We start from the raw sequence: 19,880 nt of genomic DNA, 5'->3' as shown, positions 1-19,880 counted from the left end.
CTCGACTCGTACAACACCGGTGTGCAGAGCGGCGGTTACGCCTCGCCGCTCAGGCGCGGTGAGTTCATCGAGCTGAGCCCATGTCAGCCTCGACGGCGGCACCTGGGACGTCGACAACAACGTCTGGATCGTCGGCGACGACCACGAGGCGGTCGTCATCGACGCCGCCCACGACGCCGACGCCATCGCCGAAGCCGTCGGGGACCGCCGGCTCACGGCCATCGTGTGCACGCACGCCCACAACGACCACATCGACGCCGCCCCAGCCCTCGCCGAGCGCACCGGCGCCACCATCTGGCTGCACCACGACGACCTGCCGCTGTGGAAGCAGACCCACCCGGACCGCGAGCCCGACGCCTGGCTGACCGACGGCCAGGTGATCGAAGCCGGCGGCGCCGACCTGCGCGTCCTGCACACCCCGGGGCACGCACCCGGCGCGGTCTGCCTCTACGACCCGGGCCTCGGCACCGTCTTCACCGGCGACACTCTCTTCCAGGGCGGCCCCGGCGCCACCGGCCGCTCCTTCTCGCACTTCCCGACGATCATCGACTCGATCCGCGACCGGTTGCTGACCCTGCCGCCGGAGACGACGGTCCGCACCGGCCACGGCGACTCCACGACCATCGGCGCGGAGGCCCCGCACCTGGAGGAATGGATCAGCCGGGGCCACTGACCGCGACGCGCCCATAAAAGGCGACAGAAGATGTCCGGCTTACCCGTCACGCTGAAGGCGCCAAGCAGTCACGGTCACGGGAGGTCGGACATGTCAGCTCCGTTGCAGGACAAGGTCGCACTGGTCGCCGGTGCGACCCGGGGTGCCGGGCGCGGGATCGCCGTCGAACTCGGCGCGGCCGGCGCCACGGTCTACGTGACCGGCCGCACCACCCGCGCCCGCCGCTCGGAGTACGACAGGCCCGAGACCATCGAGGACACCGCCGACCTGGTCACCGCCGCCGGCGGGCGGGGCATCGCCGTCCCCACCGACCACCTGGACCGGGCGCAGGTCAAGGCGCTCGTGGACAGGATCGCCGACGAACAGGGCCGCCTCGACGTCCTCGTCAACGACATCTGGGGTGGCGAGAAGCTCTTCGAGTGGGACACCCCGCTCTGGGAGCACGACCTCGACAGCGGCCTGCGCCTGCTCCGGCTCGCCGTCGAGACGCACGCCGTCACCAGCCACCACGCCCTGCCCCTGCTGCTGCGCAACCCCGGCGGCCTGGTCGTCGAGGTCACCGACGGCACCGCCGACTACAACCGCGAGAACTACCGTGTGAACTTCTTCTACGACCTCGCCAAGGCCTCCGTGCTGCGCATGGCCTTCGCCCTCGGTCACGAACTCGGCCCGCGCGGCGCCACCGCCGTCGCCCTCACCCCCGGCTGGCTGCGCTCGGAGCTGATGCTGGACGGCTTCGGAGTGCGGGAGGAGAACTGGCGCGACGCCTTGGAACGCGTCCCCCACTTCGCCATCTCCGAGACTCCGCACTACGTGGGCCGGGCCGTGGCCGCACTCGCCGCCGACGCGGACGTGGCGCGCTGGAACGGCCAGTCGTTGTCCAGCGGCGGACTCGCCCGGGCGTACGGCTTCACCGACCTTGACGGCAGCCGTCCGGACGCCTGGCGTTACCTGGTGGAGGTCCAGGACGCAGGCAAGCCGGCGGACACGACCGGCTACCGCTGACACACGGACGAGCCGGAAACCTGGTCTCCGATATCCCCCACCATGCATGGATATGTCCACTCCGCGCCGGTGGGGTATGTCACTGTTCCGTCCCAGCGCGCCCGACCGCACAACCGGAACCCCTCGCCGTCCGTCTAGCTGGCAGACATCACCGATCCGTTTTCGCGAAAGGGCATGACCAGCCATGGGGGACGTACGCAGACGGAGCGCCGTCGCACTGGGGATCACCGGTCTGGTGGCACCGCTCACGCTCGCACTCGGCGCCGCACCGGCGCAGGCCGCCAGCTGCACCACGCAGGCCGGCCCGTACCAGAAGAAGGTCGAGAAGTTCCTCGGCCGTCCGGTCGACGGCAAGCAGTCCGCCGCCGACTGCAAGGCCATCCAGGCCTTCCAGACCAAGCACGGCATCTCGCCGAACATCGGCTACGCCGGATCCGTCACCTGGGGCGTGATGGACCTGATGCAGAAGCAGAAGGCCGTCGGGTCGAACCCCAACAAGGACGGCAAGTGCCCGGTGAACAAGGGCCGCATCGCCTGTGTGAACCTGACGCTCCAGTTGAGCTGGATCCAGGACGGCAAGGAGCTCGTCTACGGACCCGTCCCGGTCCGCACCGGCCGTAACGGCGACGAGACCCGCACCGGCCTGAAGAAGATCTACTGGCGCAACATCGACCACGTCTCGTCCATCTACGACGTGCCGATGCCCTACGCCCAGTTCTTCGACGGCGGCCAGGCCTTCCACCAGGCGAACGTCAGCATGTGGAACCCGCCCGGCTCGCGCGGCTGCGTCAACATGACCAAGACCGACGCCAAGAAGTACTGGTCGCTGCTGAAGAAGGGCGACGACGTCTTCGTCTACGGCCGCAAGCCGGGCACCTGATCCCAGGCACCCGGCTCGCGCCCGGCGCCCCTACTGGGGCGCGTCCCCGAAGTCCGGGATCTCCAGCCTGACCCCGCCCTGCCGCGCCGACTCGTGCGCGACGATGCCCGGCAGGGTGTAGCGGGCCGCCACCCAGGCGTTCACCGACGGCAGCGTGCGGTCGTTGACGGCGGTCACGAAGTCGTCCACCAGGAAGTGGTGGCTGCCCTCGTGGCCGTTGTGCAGGCTGTCGAACTCCCTCGGCAGCCGCGCCCGGTCGTGCACGGGCGCCGACCCGGAGGTGAAGGCGGCCCGCAGCTCCGGCGCGATGTGCTGCAGCGAGGGGTCGTCGGGCGCCATGGTGGGCTTGGGCTCCAGGAGTTCGCTGATGTCCTTCACCCCCTGCTTGTCCTGCCACAGGGCGACCGTGGCGAGCTGCTCCATGCTCGCCTCGGTGCCGAAGAAGCGGAAGCGCGATTCCCGTATGTGCGAGGGGTAACCGACCCGCCGGAACTCGTTCGTACGGAACGAGCCGCCGCCCGCCACCTCGAACAGCGCGGTGGCGTTGGAGACGTCGTTGCCGAACTGGCTGACGTCCTTGTCGAAGACGCCGTCGCCCCGGTCGTCGACGACACCGATCGCCGACACGCTCACCGCGTGCGTCTTCCAGGCGCCCAGCACCCCGCCGACCGCGTGCGTCGGGTACAGCAGCGGGGGATAGCTGGCGGTCGCCTTCCAGTTCTCGCCTCCGCTGTACTGGTAGGCCTCGTAAAATCCCAGGTCCATGTCGTGGACGTAGTCGCCCTCGGCGTAGAAGAGCCGCCCGAAGGCGCCCTCGGCGATCTGGTTGCGGGCGTGGACCGTGGCCGGGTTGTACTCGCTGGTCTCGCCCATCATGTACGTCAGCCCCGTGGCCTTGACCGCGTCGATGATCGCCGCGATCTCCTCCGTGCTGATCGCCATGGGCACCGCGGAGTACACGTGCTTGCCGGCGTTGAGGCCCTGGAGCACCAGCGGCCCGTGCGTCCAGCGCTGGGTGAAGATCGCGACGGCGTCGACGTCCTCCGACTCCAGCATGGCCTGGTAGGACGGGAAGGTGCCCGCCAGTCCCTGCGCGGAGGCGAGTTGTGCGGCCCGCTCGGGCAGCAGATCGGTGACGTAGACGTCGCCGACGCCAGGGTGGGCCTGGAACAGGGTGGCGAACTGGCCCGAGAACTGTCCGGCGCCGACGATGCCGAGGGAGAACGTCATGGGGGGCGTGCCCTTCACTGGTCGGGGGATCACTGCGAGAGGATCAGGTTGAGCGTTTCATTGGTCTGGTCGAGGCTGCTCACGGGCTTTCCGTTGCCGTAGATGTCCTCCATCGCGGGGGCCATCAGCGCCGTCATGTCCGCCGAGTAGCTGGCGATCGGATAGGAGAAGGTCCGGAAGTCCTTCTTGTCGGCCACGGGTTCGGTGAACGCCGAGACGTCGATGCCCTTCTTCCGGTATGCGGCGACGGCCGCCTCGGTGCCGGCCGGGGTGGCGGGGAAGACCACTCCGGACCTGCCGACGACGGTCTGGCAGCGGTCCGAGGCCAGGTAGGCCACCCACTTGCGGGCGCCCGCCTTGTTCTTGGAGGCCTTGGTGACGGAGTCGGCGAGGCCGTTCAGCATCGTGGCGCGCTTGCCGGTCGGGCCGGCCGGCGTCAGGGCGGTCTTGATGTCCTTGCCCTTGAAGCCGGCGTACGTGGAGATCATCCAGGCCCCGTCGAACGCGGTGGCCGCCTTGCCCGCCGCCACCTGGGTGTTCGCCTGGTTGGACTGGACGTTGTAGTCGGACAGCGGCGGCATGTAGCCCTTCTTCGCCAGTCCGAAGTACCACTGGATGACGGACTGGAAGGTCTTGCTGTCGTACTGGTACTCCGTGCCCCAGCGCGGCTTGTCGAGGTAGCTCCACCCGGCGGAGGCGGCGAAGTTGCTCCACTGGGTCTGGCCGTCGCCGAAACCACCGCCGTTGCTGGCCATGCCGTACACCTTGACGTTGTTCTTGTCGAAGCCCGGCTCGTCACCCCGCTTGCCGTTCCTGTCGATCGTGAGGTGCGCGACGGCCTTCTCGAAGCTGCCACCGTCCTTCGGGTTCCAGGAGAGGCTGTTGAGCTGCTCGGCGCCGAGTCCGGCCTCCTCGGTCATCTTGGAGTTGTAGAACAGCGCGACCGTGTCCCAGTCCTTCGGGGCGCCGTAGCGGTGGCCGTCCTTGCCGATCCAGTTGGCGGCGAGGCCCGGCTGGTAGTCCGAGTCCTCGATGCCGAGGTCGTCGAGCGGTTCGAGGACCTTCAGGTCGGCGAACTGGCCGAAGTACTGGATGTGGTCGGTGAACACGTCCGGCTGGGTGCCCGCGATGAACCCGGCGGTGAGCTTGGTCCAGTAGTCACTCCAGCCCAACTGGGTGATTTTGACGTGCAGTCCGGGGTTCTCCTTCTCGAACCCCTTGGCACAGGCCTGGTAGGCGGGCAGCTGGTTGGCGTCCCACAGCCAGTACGTGACGGTGTTCGCGGACGATCCGGCGGCGCCTCCCTGCGCGCATCCGCTGAGCAGGGACAATGCCAGCGCTCCGGTCGCCGCGACGAGCGGACGAAATCGAATTCGCATCCCAGTCCCCTTACTTGATCCCGGTGAAGCCGATGGAGCTGACGATGCGGCGGGCGAAACAGGCGAACAGCACCAGCATCGGCAGCGCGGCGATCAGCGTCGCGGCCATGAGCCCGGACCAGTCGACGCCGGTCGCCGGGGTCTGCGCCCGGAAGACCGCGAGCGCAACGGTCAGCACGCGCGAACTGTCGCTGTAGGAGACCATCAGCGGCCAGAAGTAGTCGTTCCAGGAGGTGATGTACGTCAGCACGGCCAGCGTGATGATCGGCGTGGACGCCATCGGCAGGACCACCCGGAAGAAGATCTTGATCTTCCCGGCGCCGTCGAGCAGCGCGGCCTCCTCGACCTCCTTCGGGATGTTCATGAAGAACTGGCGCAGGAAGAACACCGCGAACGGCGTCATGAACATGGTGGGCAGCGCGATGCCCAGGAGCGTGTCGATCAGGTGCAGCTGCTTGATGAGCACGAAGTTCGGCAGCAGCGTGAAGATGGCCGGCACCATCATCCCGGCCAGGAACAGCCCGAACACCTTGTCCCGGCCCCGCCAGCGCAGCCGGGAGAAGGCGTAGGCGGCCATCGCGGAGAAGAAGATCTGACATCCGGTGATCAGGGTCGAGACCAGCACCGAGTTGAGCAGGTAGCGCCAGAAGTCCAGCCCGCCGCCCGCGCCGCCCTGCGCGACGGCCTCCTCGGCCGACTGCAGTCCCAGGGCGCGTTGGAAGCCGCTGGTGGTGAGGTCGACCGGCAGGGGGTGGGTGGGGTCGGCGCTCAGGCCCGCGTTGGTGGAGAGCGCGGTGCGCAGGATCCAGTAGAACGGCAGCAGGGTGATGAGGACGATCAGCCCCATCACGGTCCAGGCGGCGACCCGCCCGAAGGGGAACCTGCGCTGTCGCAGGGTCGTCGGTGTCGTTGTCGTCACGGCAGTCATGGCGGTGTCTCCCTTCCGTCAGCCGAGGTCGGTCCGGCCGGCCCGGGTGAGCCGGTACTGCAGGACGGTGATCGCGCTCAGCACGACCAGCAGGGCGACGGACATGGCCGAGGCGTAGCCGAACTGGAAGCGGCCGAAGGCGGAGCCGTAGATGTAGTACTGCAGGACGTTGGTCGCGTTCGCCGGACCGCCCGCGGTGGTCACGGCGACGGTGTCGAACACCTGGAACGACCCGATCACCGTCATGATCAGCACGACCGCGAGCACGGGCCGCAGCAGCGGCATGGTGATCCGCCAGAACATCCGCCACTCGCTCGCGCCGTCCACCCGGGCCGCCTCGTACATGTCACTGGGGATCGCCTGCAGACCCGCGAAGAGCAGCAGGGCGGTGTACCCGACGTGCCGCCACACGTTGATGAGCGCGATCGTCGGGATCGCCCAGGTCTCGTCCGCGAGGAACGGGATGCGGTCCACGCCGAGGCCGCTGATGATCTCGTTGCCGATGCCGAGCTGCGTGTCGAGGATCCACAGCCAGACCAGACCGGCGACGACGTTCGACATCAGATACGGCGTCAGCACGATCCCGCGGAGCATCGCCGACTGCGTCAGCCGCTGGAGCAGGACGGCGATGGCCAGCGCCGCGACCGTCTGGACACCGATGTTGATGACGACGTACTCGACGGTGACCCACAGCGAGTCCCAGAAGATGGGGTCGTTGACCATGCGGACGTAGTTGTCCAGGCCCACCCACTCCGCGGGCGTCAGCAGGTTGAAGCGGGTGAAGCTCAGGTAGATGCCCCGGAGCGTCGGCCAGAGCAGGAAGACCAGAAAGCCGAGCAGCGCCGGCGCGATGAAGAGCGCGGCCAGCCGGCCGTCCCCCCGGTCCTCGCCGGACACCCCCTGTCGCGGCCCGGTCCTGCTGCGGGCCTCCGCCGCGTCGCCCGAGGGCAGACGCGAAGGAGGACTGCTGGAGGCGATGGTCATCGGGAGACTCCCTCGCTGCGGCGGCTCGTCCTCTGGCGGGACTTACTTTTGGTGCGAAACAATTGCTGCGTCAAGAGCCCTGCAAACATCTTTTCCCAGGAACCGACATCTGCCTAGAGTGGTCATGTTGGTTTCAGTGCGAAAAAAACGGGTGAGGGGAGTCGGACCTTTCATGACCGAAGGCACCTCCGGCTGGCTGCCGCTGAGCCCCGGCGAGCGCTCCGTGGCGATCGAAGTGCTGGTCCACGGCCCGCTGTCGCGCACGGAACTCGCCCGCAGGCTGGGTCTGTCGGCCGGCAGCCTCACCCGCCTGACCAAACCGCTCATCGAGTCGGGCCTGCTGGTCGAGGTGCCCGAGGCGGGGGCGCCCGCGGAGGCGCGCCAGGGCCGCCCCTCGCAGCCGCTGGACGTCGTCGCCGACTCGGGCTTCTTCCTCGGATTCAAGATCACCGAGGACGCGGTCTACGGTGTCGTCACCACCCTTCGAAGCCAGATCGTCGCCCGCCACGACCGCGTGCTCACCACCCACGACCCCGCCGAAGTCGCCGACGTGCTGGCCGAGATGACCGCCGAACTGGCCAAGGGCCACCCCCGCCTCGCCGGGATCGGCATCGGGGTCGGCGGCTTCGTCCAAGACCGTGCCGTGGTCGGCGAATCCCCGTTCCTGCTGTGGCGGGACGTCCCCCTCGCCGAACTGGTCGAGGAGCGCACCGGCCTGCCGGTGGTCGTCGAGAACGACGTCGCGGCCCTGGTCGAGGCGGAGACCTGGTTCGGCGCAGGGCGCGGACTGGACCGCTTCGTCGTCCTCACCATCGGCGCCGGCCTCGGCTACGGGCTCGTCCTGGGCGGCAAGCGGGTGCCCTTCGCGGAGGAGGACCGTGGCTTCGGGAGGCACTGGATCGTCGACTCCCACGGGCCGCTCACCCCGGACGGCAGGCGCGGCAGTGCCGTCTCGCTGCTGACCATCCCCAGCATCCGCTACCAGATCAGGGCCGCCACCGGCGAGGACCGCACCTACGAGGAGATCCTCGCCCGGGCCGCCGCCGGGGACCCGATGCCCGCCCGGGTCGTCGGCGAGGCGGCGCGAGCCCTGGGTACGCTCGTCGCGCAGATCTCCAACTTCGTCATGCCGCAGAAGATCCTTCTGGCGGGGGAGGGGGTCGGGCTGATGGACGTGGCCGGAAAGACGGTCGAGGAGACGGTTCGTGAGCTCAGGCACCCGCTCGCCGCGCCGGTCGGCCTGGAGACGAAGGTGTCCGACTTCCACGACTGGGCCCGCGGTGCGGCCGTGTTGGCCATCAAGGTGCTGGTGCTGGGATCGGCCGAAGCGTGAACGACGGCGAACTCCGCGGAGGCGAAAGGTACTCACAGGCGGTGGATGTGAACAGCCTCACGTTTACCGGGAGATGGACGTGATCAGCAACACTGTCCGAAATGACCGTTTAGTTCGTGATTACTCACATCGCCTTCACGTCCGGCGACGTATGCTTCACAGCATGTCCACCACTGTTGAAACCTCATCCGAGCGATCGGCTGACGAGGTCAACGAGGAGATCCGTGCGCTGTGGCGCCGGTCGGGCGGGACACTGAGCGTCGAGCAGCGCGAGGAGTACCAGCGGCTCGTCCTGGAGTGGGCCGCCGCGGCCCCGCAGTAGGCGCCCGCGGCCTGACCTCGTTCCGATCCACTGACGCATCGGACCCTCCTCGAAGGGCACCCCTGATCCAATGGGTGCCCTTCTCGCACTGTCCTCGGCCGTCGTCTACGGCATTGTTGACTTCGCCGGCGGTCTGCTGTCCCGTCGCGCACATCACACGGCCGTCACCTTCCTCGGCCAGCTGGGCGGGTTGCTGCTCGCCTGCGCCGCCGCGCTCCTCCTGCCCGCCGATGCCGTCCAGGGTGCCGACCTGTTGTGGGGCGCGCTGTCCGGCGTCGGCAGCGGCACCGCCATGTGGTTCCTCAACCGCGGGCTGAGCAGAGGGGACATGAGCGTCGTGGTGCCGGTGAGCGCCGTCACCGGTGTCGCGCTGTCGGTGCTGTGCGGGGTCCTCGTCCTCGGCGACCGCCCGGGCGCCGTCGCCTGGCTCGGTATCGCCGTCACGGTGCCCGCGTTGTGGTTCGTGGCAGGGGGCAAGGGCGGCGCGGGGAGGGGAACGGCGGACGGGCTCGTCGCCAGCGCGGGCGTCGCGGTGCAGTACCTCGCGCTCGGTCAGGCCGGTGCCGGAAGCGGGCTGTGGCCCGTCGCCGCGGGCCGGGTCGCCGCGGTCCTCGTGCTCCTGCCGGACGCCGCGCGTCACGCCCCTCGGCTGAAGCTGCCGCCCGTGCGCTGTGTCCAGGCCGTGCTCACCGGGGCCGGTGCGGCCCTCGGCCTCGTGCTGTATCTGCTCGCCGCCCAGCGGCAGTTGCTCGCCGTCGCCGTGGTCCTGGCCTCCCTCTACCCGGCCCTTCCCGTGGTGCTCGGCCTCGTCCTGCTGCACGAGCGGATCAGCCGCCGTCAGGCGGTGGGACTGCTGGGGGCGGGCATCGCGACCGTGCTGCTCACCCTGGGCTGACGGCCCGATCCCGCGACCGCCGGCCACCCGCGTCATCCCCAAGTCGCCGAGTAGTACTGCCGGTACGCCTTGCGGTCCTGCTCCGCGCGGATCCACCGGGTCGCCACCAGGGCGACGAGGCTGCCCGCGATGACGAGCATGCCGGGGCCGACATTGCGCGGGTCGGTGAGGCGGCTCAGCAGTGTCGACACATCCGTGCCCGTGATCGGCGCCGACGAACCGGGCGAGGCCGCGCCCGGCGACGCCGACGGGGCGGGTGCGGCGCCCGTGCCGCCGGCCGACTTGGCCACGATCAGCTTGACGCCCAGCTCGGTCAGCGCCTTCGTCACCGGCTGGAAGAACGTCGTACCGCCCGCCTTGCAGTCCCCGCTGCCGCCCGACGTCAGGCCGAGCGCGATGCCGTCGGCGAACATCGGGCCTCCGCTGTCACCGGGTTCGGCGCACACGTTCGTCTCGATGAGGCCACTGACCGTGCCCTCGGGGTAGTTGACCGTGGCGTTGAGCGCGGTCACCTCTCCCTCGCGCAGTCCGCTGGTGCTGCCGCTGCGGAAGATCTTCTGCCCGACCTCCGCGTCGGCGACGCCCGTGATCCGCACGCCCTTGCCGTCACCGACCGCCACCACGTCCGCGCCCTTGCCCGCGCGGCCGGCGTCGTACTTCACCAGGGAGTAGTCGTCGCCGGGGAAGCTTCCCTTGAGCGAGGTGCCGACCTGCTGCCGGCCCCGGTCGTCGGCGAACCAGACCGAACCGTCGGGACCGCAGTGCCCCGCCGTGAGGATGAAGTCGCTCTCCCCGTCGGTCACGTTGAACCCCGCCGAACAGCGCCCGGCGGTCGACAGGATGGGTTGCGCGCCGTTGAGCCGTGTCGTGAACGCGCCCTCGGTGCGCTCCATGCGCACGAAGGAGCCGATGCCCTCGGCGACCTCGGTCATCCTGGACCAGGCGGAAGCGGAGACGGTGCTGTCGCCGCGTACCACCACCTGGTTGTTCTTGTAGTCCAGGGCCCACGAGGTGCCGGAGACCCTGGGGGCCGAACGCAGTGTCGCCGCGGCGGACTTGAGGTCGCTCATGCTGTGGCTGACCATCTTGGCCTGTGCGCCGGCGCGCTTCACCTCGGCGGCCGCCCTCTCGTCCGTCACCGCGACGACCGGCCGCCCGGACGAGTCGATCCAGCTGCCCGCCGTGCGCGTGTTCCCGAGCCGGGACACGAGGTCGGTGCCATCGCCGGTCGCAGGCGGTGCGGTGAACGGGACGCCGATGACCGGGTCCGATGGCTCGCTCGCCACGGCGTTGGTGACCATGGCTCCTCCGAGGAGGAGTCCGCCGACGGCCGCCAGCCGTGTCACTCGCCGGACGACCCGTCGTCGTGCGTGCCTCATGCATGGCTCCCGAACCCGAACATCACGGTGCGAACACCGCGGGGCCCTCCTGGAGTTGAGTGCCCCTCATCCATACGGGGCGCAGCCGCGCCGTGTTCAGCGCACCGGTGATCTCTTCGGCGTCACCCGGCGACCGGGTCCGCGAGCAGGGCCCCGCTGCGAGCGTCGCCCCACACCGAACCCGGATCCACGAAGGGCCGCAGCAGGGCGGTGAGCGCCGGGTCCCCGCGGCCGTTCAGCTCGTCGGAGGCGATCTTGCGGGCGATCCCGGCGAGGAAGTCCGCCACCTGCACCCGTGCGTCGTCCCGCGCGACGACCAGCCGCAGCCCGGCCAGGCCGATCCCGGCCCGCCGGGCCGTTCCCTCGATCCACGCGATGCGGTCCGGCGTCAGCATGTTCTGCCGGTCGTGCACGAGGTGGACCGGCCGCCCGTCACCGCTCCAGAGCGCGGCCGTGCGCACGATCGCCGGGAGCAGCGGGTTGAGCAGCGGGATCAGCGGCGGCCCCGCCAGGAGACCGTCGCGGTACGACACCGCGCGGGGCCGGGTCGCGGCGAGCCGCTCCAGGATGCTCGCCGCGTCCGACCGCGGCCGTGCCCGGAGCAGGCTGTCGACGGTGCCGTAGAAGGCGTCCACCGGGTCCCCGTCCTGACGGACCCGCAGCAGCTGGTTGGCCGCCTCCAGGAACGCCCGCCAGCCGGCCTCCCCGAAGGCCGGGCGCCCCGCGCGGAACAGGACGGCCGCCTCGACCGCGTCGTCCAGCAGCAGGCAGACCGTCCGGTCCACCACGAAGAACGTCTTCTCCATGAGGTGCACCCGCGCCCGCCCGTGGATCGGTCCCCGCGACGCGAGCAGCCATTCCAGCACCGCGCGGTGCTTCTCCCGCAGCAGGTGGTTCGCCTTGTACTCCTCGGCCGGTGACCTGATCCGGTCCCGGATCTCCCGCACCGTCGCCGCGGCCGCCGCCTCGGACAGCGAGACGCCGGCGTGCGCGAACACGTCCGTGTTCCCGCCGGTGAGGTTCTCACCGTCCGACCCCGACTCGTCGCAGGCGACCTCCAGGACCGCGTCCGCCGCCCTGCCCCGCTCCCCGTCCGCAAGATTCCCGCTCACCGCACAGCCCCCTATCGTGTGCCCATGACCAGGATCCCGCACGAGTCGTCCGGTGAACCTAATCCCCTGCAAGCCCTCACCCTCGACCGCCTCCGGCAGCGCACCAGCGTGAAGTGGCGCACCTACCCGGAAGACGTGCTGCCGCTGTGGGTGGCCGAGATGGACGTGCCGCTCGCGGAGTCCGTCGTGCGCGCCGTCACCGACGCGCTCCACCTCGGCGACACCGGCTACGCGGCCGGGACCGCCTACCCGGAGGCCCTGGCCGACTTCGCGGGGAAGCGGTGGGGCTGGGAGGGGCTCGCCGTGGAGCGCACCGCGCTCGTGCCCGACGTCATGCTGGGTGTCGTCGAGATGCTCAAACTGCTCACCGGCCCCGGCGACACCGTGGTCCTCAACCCGCCCGTCTACCCGCCGTTCCACCTGTTCGTGAAGCACATGGACCGACGGGTGTCCGAGGCCCCGCTGGGGGCGGACGGGCGCCTGGACCTCGACGTCCTGGAGGAGACCTTCCGGCGGGCCGTGACGGACCGGCGACGGGCCGCCTACCTGCTGTGCAGCCCCCACAACCCGACCGGCACCGTGCACACGGCCGCCGAGCTGTCCGCCGTCGCGGCCCTCGCCGAGCGGTACGGCGTGCGCGTCGTCGCCGACGAGATCCACTCCCCGCTCGTGCTCGGCGACGCCGGCTTCGTGCCGTATCTGAGTGTGCCGGGCGCCGAGCGCGGCCTGTCGCTGATGTCCGCCTCGAAGGGCTGGAACCTGCCCGGCCTCAAGGCCGCCCTCGCGATCGCCGGGCCCGGGGCCGCCGACGACCTGCAGCGGATGCCCGAGGAGGTGGGGCACGGCCCCAGCCACGTCGCCGTCATCGCCCACACCGCCGCCCTGCGCGACGGCGTGACCTGGCTGGACGCCCTGCTGGCCGGCCTCGAGGCCAACCGGCGGCTGCTCGCGGACCTGCTCGCCGAGCACCTGCCCGCGATCCGTTACCGGCCGGGCGACGCCACCTACCTGGCCTGGCTCGACTGCCGCGCGCTCGGGCTCGGCGACGACCCGGCCGACGTCTTCCTGCACCACGGCCGGGTCGCCCTCAGCTCCGGCCTCCCCTTCGGCACGGGTGGCACCGGCCATGCCCGTCTCAACCTGGCGACCTCGAAAGAGGTGCTCACGGAGGCGGTGCGCAGAATGGCGGCGGCGCTCCGCTGAGCCTCGGGACACGCTCGTACACTGCCCGCCATGGACGACACAACGCTGGACGCACTCGGCGCGGGAAAGTACCTGCTGATCACCAGCTACCGCAGGAACGGCACGCCGGTCGCCACCCCGGTCTGGGTGGTACGCGACGGTACGGCGCTCGGCGCGTGGACGGCCGCCGACTCCTGGAAGGTGAAGCGGATCCGCAACCGCGCCGACGTACTGGTCGGGCCCTGCGACCTGCGCGGCAACCCCACCGGCGACCAGGTGCCCGCGACGGCGGAGATCTGCGACCCGGCCACCACCGCCCGCTACCGGCAGCTGATCGCCCGCAAGTACGGCCTGACGGGCCGGCTCACCCTGCTCGGCAGCCGGTTGCGCCGGGGCGTGGACGGCACCGTGGGCATCCGCATCACCTTGTGAGGGCCTCAGGCGCGCACCCGGCACACCCTGTTGGCCGCAGCCCCCTGGCAGGAGGGCCGGCGGCCGACCGGAGCTGCGGCACGGGACGGCCGGTGCGCACCGGCGAACCGCTCGCCGGCTGAGGCGACGTCAGCTCCAGGCCCGGTACGGCTCGTCCAGGAGCTGGAAGACCGGCTCGCCCCGTACCGGGTCCTTGGCCGTGGACAGCCGTACCCGGTCGCCGCTGTGGATGCCGATCGGCGGGCCCATCACCCGGCCGCGCACCACGAAACCCTCGGCCATCTCGATCAGGGAGACGTTGCGCGCCGCGGGGGTGTTGCGGTGCACCACGGTGGAGTGGCGCACCGTGCCCGTGCCCTCGGCCCGCTCCGTGCGCAGCTCGCTGCCCCGGCAGACCGGACAGAGCAACCGGTGGTACATGGCGGTGCCGCACCAGGTGCAGCGCTGGTAGAGGATGGCCTCGGAGTCCTGGCCCCTCGGGTCGAGCAGACCCGTCGCGGAGCCGGCTGCCTGCTGAGTGACGCTTCCTGAGTGGTACACGCTGGTCAACTCCCTGCACTCGGCCGGAATCCGCGTACGCGATCACTCGCGCACACGGGTGCGCGGCTCGCCGTGCCACCGTGCACGCAGCACAGAGTATGGCACTCAGTGCCACTCGTAAAGGCACTCCGTACCCTCAATGTGCGGAGGCTCAGCCCCGCCCCAGGGTCGTCTCGATCTCCTGCACGACCCGCCACAGCGGTGCCCCGCGCCGCGACACGACGACCACCACGTCCTCCGGCTCCTCCACCGCGGGCGGCACCGGTACGCCGCCGAACGCCGACTGCACATAGGCCAGCGCGCGGTCGACCCCCGCGCTCGCCTCGCCCTCCCCGTCCGAACGCAGCCAGGAGCGCAGCGCGTTGTTGTGCGCCGCGACCACCGCCGCCGCGATCACGTCGGCCTGCAGGGTGCCGTCCCGGCGGGCGGCGAAGCGCCGGCGCAGGTACGCGGCCAGGGCGCGCTCGTAACGCCACACCACCGACAGCTCATAGGCACGCAAACCCGGGACCTGCTTGGTGAGGCGGTAGCGCTGCACGGAGAAGGTCGGGTTCTCGGCGTACATGCGCAGCACGAGCCGGGCCGCGTCGCAGACCCGCCCCACGGGTTCGTCGTCGGAGCCGTCCGCCAGGAAGGCCGTCATGTCGGCCAGGCAGCGCTCGTGGTCCGGGAAGACCACGTCCTCCTTGGAGGGGAAGTAGCGGAAGAACGAGCGCCGCCCCACTCCCGCGAGGGCCACGATGTCGTCGACGGTGGTCTGCTCGTACCCCCGCTCCAGGAACAGCTGGAAGGCCGCCGCGACCAAGGCGTCCCGCATGGGCGGCTTCCCGGTGCCCGCCTCGGCTTTCTCGGAGCTCATGAGCGCGAACGTAGCACCGGAAGGACACCCATGGCACTCGGTGCACTCGGCAGGAGGTACTGAGTGCTCTGCCGACCGGACGTGACCCGCCTCTGAACCCCGGACGCGGTGGCCGCGTATCCAACGTCGGACGATCCTCGAAGACGGGCGCCCCGGGCCCGGACGAAGGAGAGCAACGTGTCGACACCGTCCGAGCCCAGGCCGCCGCAGGACGGCCCGGCCCTCGAACCCATCCGCGTCCTGCGGCCCCGCCGCACCGACGCGCTCGCCGAACTGATGCGGGAGTTCCGGCGGGAGACCGGTCAGGAACCCGGCGGCCACGAGTCCGTCGCGCTGCCCGGACGGCCGGCCGGTTCCGAGGCCCTGACACAGGAACTCCCGCCCGTCGCCCGCGAGATCCGACGGCCCGCGGACGCCGTACCCCCGGGAGCCGGGCTGCGCCGCGCAGCCGTCGCGGTGGCCGTCCTCGCGGCCGCGGTGATCGGCTTCGGTGGTGCGCTCCTGCTCCGCGGCGAGCACACGGACGACAGCGCGGCGCCCGCGCCCGGGCCACCCCGGTCCGCCGCCTCCACCCCTGACCCCACACCCACACCCACACCCACACCCACCTCGCCCGCGCCGCCCGCCGCCGCACCCGTGGACCCGGACGGCGCCGGCACACTGCGCGAGGGAGCATCCGGCCCGGAGGTGACCGAACTCCAGCAACGCCTCCTGCGCATCCCGGACGTCTACCGGGACGGCTCCACCAGCGGTCGCTACGACCCCACCCTCACCGCGGCGGTCGCCCGCTTCCAGCTCTGGTACGGCATCCGCGGCGACGAGACCGGCGTCTACGGCAACGACACCCGGGCGGCCCTGGAGTCCCGCACCCCGGCGGGCACGGGCTGATGTGTGACCATGGCCGGCATGGACGAGTTCATCGACCGGCTGAACCCCGAGATGTATGTGGTCACCGCCGCCGCGGGGGGTGAACGAGCGGGCTGTCTGGTCGGGTTCGCCTCGCAGTGCTCGCTGCGGCCCGTGCGGTTCGTGGTGTGGCTGTCCGAGCTCAACCACACCTTCCGGGTCGCCCGGAACGCGGAAGTCCTCGCCGTGCATCTGCTCGGCCGCGAACAGCACGCCCTCGCCGAGCTGTTCGGCGGGCACACCGGCGACCGGACCGACAAATTCCAGGACGTCTCCCTGCGGGAGGCGTACGGCGGGGCCCTGGTCCTGCCGGACGCGCCGGCCTGGTTCGTCGGCCGGATCGTGACACGCACCGGGGGCGGCGACCACATCGGCTTCGTCCTCGACCCGGTCGAGTGGGGCGGCCACCGGGAGGACGACGGGCCGCTGCTGCGCCTGTCCGACGCCGTCACCATCGACCCGGGCCACCCGGTCGACTGACGACACTCCCCGATAATCGAACGCCGGGCAACGGCTGGGAAAAGCAGCGGAACGGCGAGGCCACGCGGCCGCACCCTGGCCCTGGGCGACGCACGAGGCGCCCGAACCGCCGCGAACCGAAGGCCACGCCCATGAACGGCTCCCGCATCCCCGGCCTGGTGCTGCCCGCCCTGTTCCTGCTGGCCCTGCTCGTGGGCCTGTGGTGGTACTGGCGCCACCGCGGGGACTCCTGAGGCGGGCGTGCCCTACCGGTCCTGGACCCCGGGGACCCTGACATCCACCACGCACACGTCGTCCCGCCGCACGTCGGGCAGCATCCGCGCGAGCAACGGCCCCAGCGACCCGGGCCCGTCGCCGTGCGGAGCCGCCACCGCCTCGGCGAGCTGCTCCAGACCCCGGTCGATGCTGTCCGGAGGGTGTTCGACCAGGCCGTCGGTGTACAGGATGAGCCGGTCGCCCGGATCGAGACGGCACTCCGCCTCCTGGTAGACCGGCGTGGCGGCCGCCCCCAGCAGCATGCCGCCGGGTCGGCGCAGGTACTGCGCCTCGCCGTCACGCAGCAGCAGCGGCGGGGGATGCCCCGCCTGGGCCCAGACCAGGCGTCGGCGGCGGGGCTCGTAGCGGGCCAGCACCATCGTGGCGGTCGTGTGGGAGTCGCGTGAGTGCAGCAGCAGCGTGTTCAGCCGGGCGAGCGCACCGGTCAGGGACGAGCCCGTGATGACCATGCCCTTGGCGGTGAACCGGAGCTGGGCCATCGTGGCCACGGCGTCGACCCCGTGCCCTGCGACGTCGCCGACCACGAGCAGGGCGTCCCCGTCGGGCAGTTCGATGGCACTGAACCAGTCACCGCCCACGTGCACACCCGACTGGGCCGGCAGATAGGCGACCTCGACGCGCAACCCGGACAGGTGCACGGGCCGGTTGGACATCGGCAGCAGCGCGTGCTGGAGCCGGGAGGCCAGGGTCCGCTCGGCCTGGAGCACATCGTGCTGCGTCAGGATCGCCCGCTCGCTCTCGACCAGGGCCAGCTCCGCCCGCCGCCGGGCGGTCATGTCCTGTACGAAGCCGTGCACCTCCACGGGTGTGCCGTGCCGGTCGGGCACCGCTTCCGCCACCAGCCGCAGATGCCGGATGCCGCCGCTCGTCCGGATCCGGAACGGCACGTCGAACGGCCGCCCGTCGTGGACGAGTTCCCCGACCGCGCGCGTCAGCGCGGGGGTGTCCTCGGGCAGCGCGAGCTCCGGCACCTCGGGCAGGGGCACCGGACCGTGTGCGGGGTCCCGGCCGAGGAGGGAGAACACCTGGGTCGACCAGGACGCCTCCTGGGTGGCCAGGTTCCAGTTCGCCCAGCCGAGATTGCCCAGCCGCTGCAGGTCCGCCAGCCGCTGTTCCTGCCGGTCGGAGGAGCCGTGCCGGATCCACGAGACGACGAGGGCGTCGCCCAGCGGCGCCACCCGTGCCCTGTACACGGACAGCTCTGCGACGCCCGCCACGACTTCCTCGTGCGCGAACGGCTCGCCCTCGTACGCCGTCCCGGTGGCCAGCACCTGCAGACAGCCCTGCCACAGCGGCTCGACCGCGAGGGCCGGGCGCAGCTCCAGCAGCCGCCGCCCGGCCGGTTCCTCACCGGTCCGCCCCAGCAGGTCGCCCACCTGCGCGGTCGCGGCCTCCACCCGGAAGTCCTCGGTCTCGCCCGTCGTGGCCCGCAGCGGCGTGAGCAGCATCGCCGCGACCGGCAGCGCCTCGAACAACGCCTGCACCGCGTCCGTCGCGGCGTCGGTGTCGCGCTCGGGCGGAGTGTCGAAGGCCCGCAGCCGGCCGGCGCACAGCCCCACGACGCCCCGCAGGTGGGTGCGATCGCGTGGGGTGAACGCCCCCGCACGGCCGCGCAGCACACCGATGCAGACCTCGGCGGAGCCCGCGGCGAGCACGGGCAGCCAGGCCCGCGAGCGCCACCGGTCAGGAGGGTCACCGATGAGCAGGTACCGTCGCTCGTCCGCGGCGAAGTCCTCCAGCCAGCGCGGCTCGCCGGCCTGCAGCGCGTCCAGCGCCGCCATTCCGCTCAACGGCGGCACCTGGCCCCACTGGGCCGCCAGTTTGTCGTCGATGCCCGCGTGCCCGATCAGCCCCAGGCCGCCGTCTGGCCTGCGGGCGTAGATCAGGACCGCGTCCGCCGACATGTCGGGGCCGAGATGTTCCAGCAGACACCGGGCGAGCTCGGGCGGTGTCATCACCCGAACGAGGGCCTGGCCGAGGTGGGCCAGGGCGGCGGTGACGTCGTCCGGCGCGTCCGACTGCTCCAGGGCACCTGCCCAGCCGGGAGCCCCGATGCCGCAGGACTCGCCGGCCCTGCCCGGGCCGGGCGGCACCGGCGCGAGCGTGCCGAGGGTGATCCAGCACTCCTCCAGCAGGGTGTGACGGCCGGACTTGGCCCGCTGGAGCAGCTGCTCACCCGCCGCGTCCGCGGAACAGCCGGTCAGCGCCATCACCGCGCCCTTGGCCCGCTCCACGACAGCGGAGACGGCCGCCTGGTCGCGCAGCCGGTCCATCTCGGCGCGCTGCCGGGCGACGATCTTGGCCAGTTCGACCAGGTCCGGTGCGGCACCGGGCTGCGCCGGCGTCACGGGCTCGCTCGTCACGCGTTGAGCATTGCACACCTGGCCCGATTCGCAGACCGCCTTGTGCGCACGGACTGATCGCCTTTCACACAAGCCCCTGCAGTCACATCGGCCTCACTCACATCGGCCTCACGCGAACCGATCAGTTGCCGTCGCGCGGATAGAGCCACAGCCGCAGCAGCCGGCTGAGCCGCGGCATCACCAGGTACGTCAGAAGCGGCAGCAGCACCAGCGGGAAGACGGCGGCCCGCAGGGGCAGCGGCCAGCCGGTGGTGTGAGGTGTCACCAGCCACTGGATGAGCAGGGTGAAGGGGTAGGCGGCGAGGAAGGTGGTGAGGACCATCTTCCAGCGGGGCGGTGCCTGCACGGTGGTGCCCGGCAGGCTGAACCAGGTCTCCATCCCGCTCGTCGACTGGCGTTCGCTGCTGACCTCGGTGGCGACGTCCTCGATCCGCCGGTGCCAGCGCGCACGTTCCTCGGACTCCAGCCAGGCGGCCAGCCGGTGCTGGTCGGACCAGCGCAGCACCGCGTGGTAGCGGTGGCCGTCCTCGGGGGTCAGCCAGGAGACGCCCTCGTTGCCGGGGAACTGTCTCGCGCAGCGCGTGATCCCGTGCGTCCACTCCTCGAACCGCTGCTCCCGGCCGGGGCGCACCTGCCAGGTCAGGACCGTGGTCACCGGCTCACCGCGCCGGGCTTTCGTGGTGCTCATTCCCCCACGTGTGCCACGCGCGGCGCCGGTCATG

At 71.2% G+C, this 19,880-nt stretch carries 19 protein-coding genes and 1 pseudogene; 10 read left to right on the top strand and 10 right to left on the bottom strand.

The window, feature by feature from the left end; translation table 11 throughout:
* Positions 1-85: 85 nt before the first annotated feature.
* From ABT116_RS09580 to ABT116_RS09570, 3 genes and pseudogenes are all read left to right on the top strand, one after another.
* A pseudogene (locus tag ABT116_RS09580) lies at positions 86-673 on the top strand (MBL fold metallo-hydrolase); the annotation flags it as partial.
* Between the two features lie 90 nt (positions 674-763).
* Entirely contained in the window at positions 764-1,678 is a 915-nt protein-coding gene (locus ABT116_RS09575) for an SDR family oxidoreductase (protein ID WP_351630178.1), read from the top strand.
* Positions 1,679-1,862: 184 nt separating this feature from the next.
* Positions 1,863-2,558 (top strand): L,D-transpeptidase family protein, encoded by a 696-nt coding sequence (locus ABT116_RS09570; RefSeq protein WP_033312439.1) that lies wholly within the window; start codon positions 1,863-1,865, stop codon positions 2,556-2,558.
* Between the two features lie 30 nt (positions 2,559-2,588).
* Here the strand turns inward: ABT116_RS09570 and ABT116_RS09565 are convergent, their stop codons facing one another.
* Genes ABT116_RS09565 through ABT116_RS09550 form a run of 4 tightly spaced genes read right to left on the bottom strand, consistent with a single transcriptional unit; the run spans position 2,589 to position 7,079 of the window.
* A complete protein-coding gene (locus ABT116_RS09565; RefSeq protein ID WP_351630174.1) occupies positions 2,589-3,788 on the bottom strand; it encodes a Gfo/Idh/MocA family protein in 1,200 nt (399 codons plus the stop codon).
* Positions 3,789-3,817: 29 nt separating this feature from the next.
* Positions 3,818-5,167, bottom strand: a complete 1,350-nt coding sequence (locus tag ABT116_RS09560) for an ABC transporter substrate-binding protein (protein ID WP_351630172.1) — start codon at positions 5,165-5,167, stop codon at positions 3,818-3,820.
* Positions 5,168-5,177: 10 nt separating this feature from the next.
* A complete protein-coding gene (locus ABT116_RS09555; RefSeq protein ID WP_351630170.1) occupies positions 5,178-6,095 on the bottom strand; it encodes a carbohydrate ABC transporter permease in 918 nt (305 codons plus the stop codon).
* 18 nt (positions 6,096-6,113) lie between these two features.
* The gene (locus ABT116_RS09550; protein ID WP_351630167.1) at positions 6,114-7,079 is read right to left on the bottom strand and encodes a carbohydrate ABC transporter permease; all 966 of its coding nucleotides are present in this window, start codon (positions 7,077-7,079) and stop codon (positions 6,114-6,116) included.
* Between the two features lie 172 nt (positions 7,080-7,251).
* On the opposite strand from ABT116_RS09550, the gene ABT116_RS09545 reads away from it, so the two are divergent.
* The 3 genes from ABT116_RS09545 (at position 7,252) to ABT116_RS09535 (ending at position 9,629) form a co-directional block, all read left to right on the top strand.
* The gene (locus tag ABT116_RS09545; protein WP_351630164.1) at positions 7,252-8,412 is read left to right on the top strand and encodes an ROK family transcriptional regulator; all 1,161 of its coding nucleotides are present in this window, start codon (positions 7,252-7,254) and stop codon (positions 8,410-8,412) included.
* A 163-nt stretch (positions 8,413-8,575) separates the two neighbouring features.
* On the top strand, positions 8,576-8,734 hold the full coding sequence (locus ABT116_RS09540; RefSeq protein WP_162494364.1) for a hypothetical protein: 159 nt from the start codon (positions 8,576-8,578) through the stop codon (positions 8,732-8,734).
* 70 nt (positions 8,735-8,804) lie between these two features.
* Entirely contained in the window at positions 8,805-9,629 is an 825-nt protein-coding gene (locus ABT116_RS09535; protein ID WP_351630161.1) for an EamA family transporter, read from the top strand.
* Positions 9,630-9,661: 32 nt separating this feature from the next.
* On the opposite strand, the gene ABT116_RS09530 is transcribed toward ABT116_RS09535, so the two are convergent.
* Positions 9,662-11,008 (bottom strand): S1 family peptidase, encoded by a 1,347-nt coding sequence (locus ABT116_RS09530; protein WP_351630158.1) that lies wholly within the window; start codon positions 11,006-11,008, stop codon positions 9,662-9,664.
* Positions 11,009-11,130: 122 nt separating this feature from the next.
* The gene (locus ABT116_RS09525; protein WP_351630155.1) at positions 11,131-12,120 is read right to left on the bottom strand and encodes a VHS/ENTH/ANTH domain-containing protein; all 990 of its coding nucleotides are present in this window, start codon (positions 12,118-12,120) and stop codon (positions 11,131-11,133) included.
* Positions 12,121-12,144: 24 nt separating this feature from the next.
* Between ABT116_RS09525 and ABT116_RS09520 the strand changes: the two genes are divergently transcribed.
* Together ABT116_RS09520 and ABT116_RS09515 are read left to right on the top strand one after the other, a co-directional pair.
* Positions 12,145-13,323, top strand: a complete 1,179-nt coding sequence (locus tag ABT116_RS09520) for a MalY/PatB family protein (protein WP_351630152.1) — start codon at positions 12,145-12,147, stop codon at positions 13,321-13,323.
* Between the two features lie 30 nt (positions 13,324-13,353).
* Positions 13,354-13,734 carry a PPOX class F420-dependent oxidoreductase gene (locus ABT116_RS09515; protein WP_351630148.1) on the top strand — a complete coding sequence of 127 codons (381 nt, stop codon included), beginning with the start codon at positions 13,354-13,356 and terminating at the stop codon, positions 13,732-13,734.
* A gap of 129 nt (positions 13,735-13,863) precedes the next feature.
* Here the strand turns inward: ABT116_RS09515 and ABT116_RS09510 are convergent, their stop codons facing one another.
* Positions 13,864-14,274 carry a Zn-ribbon domain-containing OB-fold protein gene (locus tag ABT116_RS09510; RefSeq protein ID WP_351630145.1) on the bottom strand — a complete coding sequence of 137 codons (411 nt, stop codon included), beginning with the start codon at positions 14,272-14,274 and terminating at the stop codon, positions 13,864-13,866.
* Positions 14,275-14,425: 151 nt separating this feature from the next.
* Positions 14,426-15,091 carry a TetR family transcriptional regulator gene (locus ABT116_RS09505; RefSeq protein WP_351630188.1) on the bottom strand — a complete coding sequence of 222 codons (666 nt, stop codon included), beginning with the start codon at positions 15,089-15,091 and terminating at the stop codon, positions 14,426-14,428.
* Positions 15,092-15,310: 219 nt separating this feature from the next.
* Between ABT116_RS09505 and ABT116_RS09500 the strand changes: the two genes are divergently transcribed.
* Both ABT116_RS09500 and ABT116_RS09495 read left to right on the top strand, forming a co-directional pair.
* A complete protein-coding gene (locus ABT116_RS09500; RefSeq protein WP_351630142.1) occupies positions 15,311-16,021 on the top strand; it encodes a peptidoglycan-binding domain-containing protein in 711 nt (236 codons plus the stop codon).
* 9 nt (positions 16,022-16,030) lie between these two features.
* Entirely contained in the window at positions 16,031-16,519 is a 489-nt protein-coding gene (locus ABT116_RS09495; protein WP_351630139.1) for a flavin reductase family protein, read from the top strand.
* Positions 16,520-16,764: 245 nt separating this feature from the next.
* Here the strand turns inward: ABT116_RS09495 and ABT116_RS09490 are convergent, their stop codons facing one another.
* The gene (locus ABT116_RS09490; RefSeq protein ID WP_351630186.1) at positions 16,765-19,068 is read right to left on the bottom strand and encodes a SpoIIE family protein phosphatase; all 2,304 of its coding nucleotides are present in this window, start codon (positions 19,066-19,068) and stop codon (positions 16,765-16,767) included.
* 211 nt (positions 19,069-19,279) lie between these two features.
* A complete protein-coding gene (locus ABT116_RS09485) occupies positions 19,280-19,846 on the bottom strand; it encodes an antibiotic biosynthesis monooxygenase (protein WP_351630136.1) in 567 nt (188 codons plus the stop codon).
* Positions 19,847-19,880 lie beyond the last annotated feature (34 nt).

The sequence above is a fragment of the Streptomyces sp. NPDC002130 genome (assembly GCF_040296465.1).
In the GTDB taxonomy this organism is placed as follows: domain Bacteria; phylum Actinomycetota; class Actinomycetes; order Streptomycetales; family Streptomycetaceae; genus Streptomyces.
Note: the sequence above shows the minus strand (reverse complement) of the source record. Positions and strands in the feature narration are given on the sequence as shown.